Raw genomic sequence first — 7365 nt, forward strand, 5'->3', positions numbered from 1 at the left:
CCGGTGCCACAGGGCCAGCAGCCACGCCTCGGCGCGGGCCATCGGCGCCTCGAACCACGGCAGGGCGAGGAGCACCAGCAGCCCGGCCGTCCAGCCGAGGGTCACGTCGCTCATCCAGTGCGTACCGAGGTAGACCGTGGTCATGCCGACGCCCAGTGCGAGGAGCGCGGCGATCACCGAGGCCACCCGGCGGGTGCGCGGGGTGGTGGCCAGATAGGCCAGGACGCCCCAGGTCACCACGGCGTTGGCGGTGTGCCCGGAGGGGAATATGTCGCCGCCCGCGAACATCTCGTTCGAGCCGATCGAGGTGGCGTAGTGCGGGCCGAGCCGGCCCATGCCGATCTTCGCCGCGCCCACGGTGGCGTTGAGCAGCAGCAGCGACGTGCCGAGGACCAGCAGCGGCCGCAGCGTCCTCAGCTTGTAGGTGCGCCAGCCCAGCCAGGCCGCGACCGCGACGGCGGTCGGGCCGCGCTGGCCCAGGACCACGAAGTAGTCGAGGAAGGTGTGGATCTCCGGCCACTGCTTGTACGGCCGGAAGAGCATGACCTGCCAGTCGAACCGCACCGGCCAGGACGTGGTGAGCACGCCGACCACGATCGCCAGGTAGACCACGGAGGTCGCCACGAAGATCCCGAGGCGGGTCCGGGTCATCCGCGGCCGCACGGGCTCGGTCGGGCGCTCCTCCGCTTGGACGAGCTCGTCGTTGGTACGCACTCAATCGACGTTACATTGAGTGACAGGAAGCTTCGGCCGATCGGGCCTGTTTGTGATGACGATGTGATGTGGAATGCGTCTCAAGCATGACGTGCGCCACATTGGATTCCCCGGGGCAACTCCCGTCCGGGAAATTCCGGGGCCGTCCCAGGTGGTCGTCCGGGCCCTATTCCTTCGCATTGCGACCCGTTGTTTATCGGGGATTGGCCGGGCCGTTCCACTACGTTTTCCGGTGGCTCCGGGAGGGGGCCGGGCGGGCCCCCGGGAAAACGATCACGGGGGGCCGGAGCCGTGCAGCCAGAACGCCCCGTAGACCGCGGACACCAGCACCACCACGCCCACCGTCGTCACCGCCCGTACCGTCCGGGTCCGCGCGAGGGCCACCGCGAGCGGCAGCAGCAGCGGGAAGGCCGGCATCATCAGGCGCGGCTTCGAGCCGAAGTACCCCTTCGCCGTCAGCGCCAGGAGCAGCACCGCGCCCGCGTAGCCCAGCAGCGGCAGCGGCTGGCGCTGCCGCACGCACGCCGCGTACAGCCACAGCACCAGGCCCACGCCCACCAGCAGCCCGAGCCCCGCGGCGAAGGCGGAGCCGAAGAGCCGCCCGGCGATGAACGAACCGAAGGCCAGCCCGCCGTCGAAGCCGTTGCCCCAGCCGCCCTGCACGTCCAGATAGCCCGTGAAGCTGCCGGTCCGCACGCCGACCCAGGCGAAGTACGCGAGCCAGCCCAGCGGCGCGAGCACCGCGCCCAGCAGCATCCGGGGCAGCTCACGCCGCTCCCGCCGCTCCCGCCGCTCCCGCCGCTCCCGCGGCTCCTGCCGCTCGTGCTCTTCTCCGCGCCGGCGCCGCAGCGCGACCAGCACCCCGAGCCACACGGCCAGGACGACGGCCGCCCCCACCGGGCGCGTCAGCCCGGCCAGCGCCGCGAAGGAGCCCGCCCACACCCAGCGCCGGGTGAGCACCGCGTACAGGCTCCACGCCGCCAGCGCCGTGAACAGCGACTCCGAGTACGCCATCGACTGCACGATGCCGACCGGCAGCGCCGCCCACAGCGCGACGAGCATCACCCCCGCCCGCCGGCCGTACAGCCGCTCCCCGATCAGGAGGACGGCCCACGCCGCGAGCAGCGAGGACAGCGCGCTGACCAGCAGGCCCGCATCCGCCGCCGACAGCGGGAAGACCGCCGACAGGCCCCGCTCCAGCCAGGGCAGCAGCGGGAAGAACGCCAGGTCCGAGTGGACCTTCCCGCCCGGCAGGTGGAGCGTGTAGCCGTAGCCGTCCTCGGCGATGCGGGAGTACCAGAGGGAGTCCCAGCGCGCCGACAGCAGCTGGTGCGGGCTCTTGCCCGCGAAGTGCCCCCACACCGCGAGCACCGCGATCCCCAGTGCCCGCACCGCCGCGTAGACGCTCAGGGCGGGCAGTGCACGGCGCAGCGCGCCACGCACCCGGCGGGCGGCGGGCGGCCGGTCCGCCCCGGCGCCCGTACCGGCGGGAGAAAAAAGATCAGTCACCGATCAATTGTCCAGCATGCGCGGAGCGCCTCCACGATCGGCCCGGACGGTGACGGAGCACACGGATCCGTGCCCGGGACTCGCGTACTCTGTCGAGTCACTCGCCCACGACATTCCCCCGGCCACCCCCCGGGCGGCAACCCCGGCCCACGTCCCCAGGGCCGGCGGGCGGACGGCGAGCGCACGACACGGAGGTGTGAATGTCCGGGACGACCACGGCCGGCCCGCCGCGGGCCGACGGCGTCCCCCGGCAGCGGTACCGGCGCGGACAGCGGCAGCGGCCGCCGTACGGGCCGGGCGCCGGCGCCGGGGCGAACCGCTGGACCGTCCTCGTCGTCCTGTGCGTCAGCCTGCTCCTCGTCGCCGTCGACGCGACCGTCCTGCACGTCGCCGTGCCGGCCGTCACCGAGGACCTGCGGCCCGGGGCGATGCAGCTGCTGTGGATCGTCGACGTCTACCCGCTGGTCTGCGCCTCGCTGCTCATCCTCTTCGGCACCCTCGGCGACCGCGTCGGCCGCCGCCGGGTGCTGCTGCTGGGCTACGGGCTCTTCGGCGCGGCCTCCGCGCTCGCGGCGTTCGCCCCCACCCCCGAGGTGCTCGTCGGGGCCCGGGCGCTGCTCGGCGCCGGCGGCGCGATGATCATGCCGGCGACGCTGTCGATCCTCCGCCAGGTCTTCCCCGACCGGCGCGAGCGGGCCGTCGCCGTGGGCGTGTGGAGTGCGGTCGCCGCCGTGGGCGCCGCGGTCGGGCCGCTGCTCGGCGGCTTCCTCCTCGAACACTTCTGGTGGGGATCGGTCTTCCTCATCAACATCCCGCTGATGGTCGCCGCACTCCCGGTCGGGCGCTGGCTGCTGCCCGAGTCGACCGGGCCCCGCGGCGGGCCCTGGGACGTGACCGGCGCGCTCATGGCCGCGTTCGGGCTGTTCGGGCTCGTCCTCGGCGTGAAGCGGGCCGGGGCCGGCGAGGCGCTCAGCCTCGGCACGATCGTGCCGGGAGCCGTCGGCGCGGCCCTGCTGGTCCTCTTCGTCCGCCGGCAGCGCAGGCGCACCCACCCGCTCGTCGACCTCCGGATGTTCGCCCGGCCCGCCTTCGGTACCTCCGTCGGGTGCATCGTGCTGGCCATGCTCGCGCTCGTCGGGCTGGAGCTCATAGCCGCCCAGTACCTGCAGCTCGTCCTCGGGCTCACCCCGCTGGAGACCGGCCTGCGGCTGCTGCCGCTCACGCTCGCGGCGATGGCCGCCGGGCTCGTCGGCTCCCGGCTGCTGCAATGGCTCGGCCCGCGCACGATGGTCGCCCTCGGCTTCGTCCTGACCGCCGCGGCGGTCGCCTCGCTCACCGCGATGGGGCTGCACGACCGGCCCGGGGTGCTCGTGGCCTGCTTCGTCCTGCTCGGCTTCGGGCTGGAGACCACGCTCTTCGGCGCGTACGAGTCGATGCTCAGCGAGGCGCCCGCCGAGTCCGCGGGCGGCGCCGCGGCGATCGGCGAGACCTCGTACCAGCTCGGCGCCGGCATCGGCATCGCCCTGCTGGGCAGCGTCATGAACGCCGCGTACGCGCCCGGCGTCGACTCCGTGCCCGGCGTGCCCAGCGCGGCGGGCGCCTCCGCCAGCCACTCCCTCGGCGAGGCGTACGACGTCGCCTCGCGGCTGGGGGGACCGGCCGGGGAGGCGCTGCGGGTCGCGGCGCGGGACGCCTTCGTGCACGGCCTGCACGTGACGCTGGCGCTGAGCGCGGCGTTGCTGCTGGCGGGGGCGGTCGCGGCGTTGCGCCTGCCGCGGGCCATGGAGTGCGGTGCGGATGCGCCTCCGGCTCCGGCCCCGGCTCCGGCACCGGCTTCGGCGGCCCCGGCTCCGGCTTCGGCTTCGGCTTCGGCGGCTCAGGCTCAGGCTCAGGCTCCGGCTTCGGCCCCGGCGGCCGCGGCGGCTGCGGCCCCGGCCGAGGAAGGCTCGGCACCGCCGGTCACGTATTGACCGGCTGCGCGCCGTCGCGGCGGGGGTGAGTCCCCGGACTCACCCCTTGCCGTCCCTCACAGTCCCGGGGGCTTGCCCCACATCTCCCTCCGCCGTAGCCGCGGGCAACCACCGCGGTGCGGTCCGGCGGTGCCGAACCGGCGCCCGGATCCTCTGGACTCGGCCGGTTACCCGGCCGTAGCGTGCTGGCGAAGCGAAAGACGATCACATTCGCCCGCACCCCGCCGGAGGCAGCCGTGTTCGACCCACATGATCCCCTCGGGATCGAGGACCTGCTCAGCCCCGAGGACATCGCCGTCAGGGACACCGTCCGCCGCTGGGCCGCCGACCGCGTCCTGCCGCACATCGCCCAGTGGTACGAGGACGGTGAACTCCCCGGCGTCCGGGAGCTCGCCCGTGAGCTCGGCGCGATCGGCGCGCTGGGCATGCAGCTCAGCGGTTACGGCTGCGCGGGCGCGAGCGCCGTCCAGTACGGCCTGGCCTGCCTGGAGCTGGAGGCCGCCGACTCCGGCATCCGCTCCCTGGTCTCCGTCCAGGGCTCCCTCGCGATGTACGCGATCCACCGCTTCGGCTCCGAGGAGCAGAAGCAGCAGTGGCTGCCGGCGATGGCGGCGGGGGAGACCATCGGCTGCTTCGGCCTGACGGAGCCCGACCACGGCTCGGACCCGGCAGGCATGCGCACCCACGCCAAGCGCGACGGCGGCGACTGGGTGCTGACGGGCCGCAAGATGTGGATCACCAACGGCTCGGTCGCCGGGGTCGCCGTGGTCTGGGCCCGGACCGACGACGGCATCAGGGGCTTCGTCGTGCCCACCGACAGCCCCGGCCTGTCCGCGCCGGAGATCCGGCACAAGTGGTCGCTGCGCGCCTCCGTCACCAGCGAGCTGGTCCTCGACGAGGTACGGCTGCCCGCGGACGCGGTGCTGCCGGAGGTCACCGGGCTGCGCGGCCCGCTCAGCTGCCTGAGCCACGCGCGGTACGGCATCGTCTGGGGCTCGATGGGTGCGGCGCGTACGAGCTTCGAGACCGCGCTCGACTACGCGCGCACGCGCGAGCAGTTCGGCAAGCCCATCGGCGGCTTCCAGCTCACCCAGGCCAAGCTCGCCGACATGGCGGTGGAGCTGCACAAGGGGATCCTGCTGGCGCACCACCTCGGGCGGCGGATGGACGCGGGGAGCCTGCGGCCGGAACAGGTGAGCTTCGGCAAGCTCAACAACGTGCGGGAGGCGATCGAGATCTGCCGGACGGCGCGGACGATCCTCGGTGCGAACGGGATCTCCCTGGAGTATCCGGTGATGCGGCACGCCACGAACCTGGAGTCCGTGCTGACGTACGAGGGCACGGTGGAGATGCACCAGCTGGTACTGGGCAAGGCGCTCACCGGTCTCGACGCCTTCCGGTAAGCCCTCACCCCTTCGCGGCTTCGCCCCTCCGCCGCGGAACCCGGTTCTGAGCGCTGCTCGGCTCAGCTCTGGTTGCTGTGCTGCTCCGGGGTGCAACCCCCGGACCCCCGGCCTGTCCGTGGAGCCCGGCTCAGCTCTGGTTGAAGAAGCCGCCGTTCGCCCGTCCCCTCGGCTCCCCGCTGACCACCATGTAGTCGGCGGGGGTCAGCAGGAACACGCGGTTGGCCACGCGCTCGATGGAGCCGCGCAGTCCGAACGTCAGCCCGGCGGCGAAGTCCACGACGCGCTTGGCGTCGTTGGGCTCCATGCCGGTGAGGTTGACGATCACCGGGACGCCGTCGCGGAAGAGCTCGCCGATGCCCCGGGCGTCGCGGAAGCCGTCCGGGGTGACGGTGGCGATGCGCGTGCCCTGTTCCTGCGCGGCCTCGTCCGCCACCCGTACCTTGGGGTTGGTGACCCAGGCGTCTCCGGGCTCGGGTCCCTCGGCGTACTCGTCGTCGTAGTAGCGCTCGTCATCGCTGTCGTCGACGAGGCCGAGCCAGGCACTCGCCTTGCGCACCGATCCCATGGACGCCTCCTCTCACACGCGGTGTGTTCCGTCCGCTTCTCTATCGTCGTCCATGATGCGGATGGTGTGCCAAGTGGATAGCCGCCGGACGAGCATTTCGTGACGCATCTGGTGCAAACCGGTTGGCGGTGCGTCAGAAACCCCACAGGCCCCTTCTTGCACCCTGGACCTGGGCATATGCGGTTACGGCGGGTGATTCGGGGGCGCGGGGCGGGCCCCGGTCGGGTCGGGTGGTCAGGTGATTAGGATGCCCGGGTCCATTCACACCACACACGGGGGCTGGGTTTTGTTCGGGATCATAAGGCCATGCCGGCACCGGTTGTCAGAAGCCATGCGCACGGAATGGATGGCGCATCTGTGCGGACTGTGCCTCGCGCTGCGCGGCGACCACGGACAGTTCGCGCGCGCGGCCACCAACTACGACGGTCTGGTCATATCGGTCCTGGTGGAAGCCCAGTCGCCGGCGGACGAAGGCGCCAACTCCTGGCGCCGCACGGCCGGACCGTGCCCGCTGCGCGGCATGCGCACCGCTTCCGTGGCCAAGGGTGAGGGGGCGCGCCTGGCCGCCTCGGTGTCGCTGGTGCTGGCGTCGGCGAAGATGCGCGACCATGTCGCCGACGGCGACGGCGTGTTGGCGCGCCGCCCGGTCGCCGCGGCGGCGCGCCGCGTGGCCGCGAAGTGGGACCGGGCCGGTGCCCGTACGGGAGCGGACCTCGGTTTCGACACCGCCGTCCTGGTCGACGCGGTCGAACGGCAGGCCGGCATCGAGGCGCTGGCCGGTGCGGGGACGTCCCTGCTGACGGTGACGGAGCCCACCGAGACGGCCACCGCCGCGGCCTTCGGCTACACCGCCGTGCTCGCCGGGCGGCCGGCCAACAAGGAGCCCCTGGAAGAGGCGGGCAGGCTCTTCGGGCGGCTCGCGCACCTGCTGGACGCCGTGGAGGACATGGCGGAGGACGCGGAGAGCGGGGCGTGGAACCCCGTCGCCGCGACCGGAACCGACCTCGCCGAGGTGCGCAGGCTGTGCGACGACGCGGTGCACGGCGTCCGTCTGGCGCTGCGCGAGGTCGACTTCGCGAGCAAGAGCCAGAGCCGGCTCGCGCACGTCCTGCTCGCGCACGAGCTGGAACGCGCCGTCGACCGGGCGTTCGGCACGACGGGCTGCGGGCACGCCGGGCACGCCGGAGCGGCGGGGCACGCC

The 7365-nt window shown here is 73.3% G+C and carries 6 protein-coding genes; 3 read left to right on the top strand and 3 right to left on the bottom strand.

Annotated features, from left to right (window positions below; translation table 11 throughout):
* Both V7793_RS29930 and V7793_RS29935 read right to left on the bottom strand, forming a co-directional pair.
* Window positions 1-714 (bottom strand): phosphatase PAP2 family protein (locus V7793_RS29930; RefSeq protein WP_336012310.1); only part of this gene is annotated, 714 nt, incomplete at its 3' end.
* 273 nt (window positions 715-987) lie between these two features.
* Window positions 988-2223 carry a glycosyltransferase family 39 protein gene (locus tag V7793_RS29935; RefSeq protein WP_443058022.1) on the bottom strand — a complete coding sequence of 412 codons (1236 nt, stop codon included), beginning with the start codon at window positions 2221-2223 and terminating at the stop codon, window positions 988-990.
* Between the two features lie 200 nt (window positions 2224-2423).
* On the opposite strand from V7793_RS29935, the gene V7793_RS29940 reads away from it, so the two are divergent.
* Window positions 2424-4193: an MFS transporter gene (locus V7793_RS29940; protein WP_336012313.1), complete on the top strand. Its 1770-nt coding sequence runs from the start codon at window positions 2424-2426 to the stop codon at window positions 4191-4193.
* Between the two features lie 203 nt (window positions 4194-4396).
* Entirely contained in the window at window positions 4397-5596 is a 1200-nt protein-coding gene (locus tag V7793_RS29945) for an acyl-CoA dehydrogenase family protein (RefSeq protein WP_336012322.1), read from the top strand.
* 130 nt (window positions 5597-5726) lie between these two features.
* Here the strand turns inward: V7793_RS29945 and V7793_RS29950 are convergent, their stop codons facing one another.
* Window positions 5727-6164: a cell division protein SepF gene (locus tag V7793_RS29950; RefSeq protein ID WP_058045069.1), complete on the bottom strand. Its 438-nt coding sequence runs from the start codon at window positions 6162-6164 to the stop codon at window positions 5727-5729.
* A 286-nt stretch (window positions 6165-6450) separates the two neighbouring features.
* On the opposite strand from V7793_RS29950, the gene V7793_RS29955 reads away from it, so the two are divergent.
* The coding region (locus V7793_RS29955) for a DUF5685 family protein (protein WP_336012317.1) at window positions 6451-7365 on the top strand (915 nt) is incomplete at its 3' end.

The sequence above is a fragment of the Streptomyces sp. KLMMK genome (genome assembly GCF_036961605.1).
GTDB lineage: Bacteria > Actinomycetota > Actinomycetes > Streptomycetales > Streptomycetaceae > Streptomyces > Streptomyces telluris.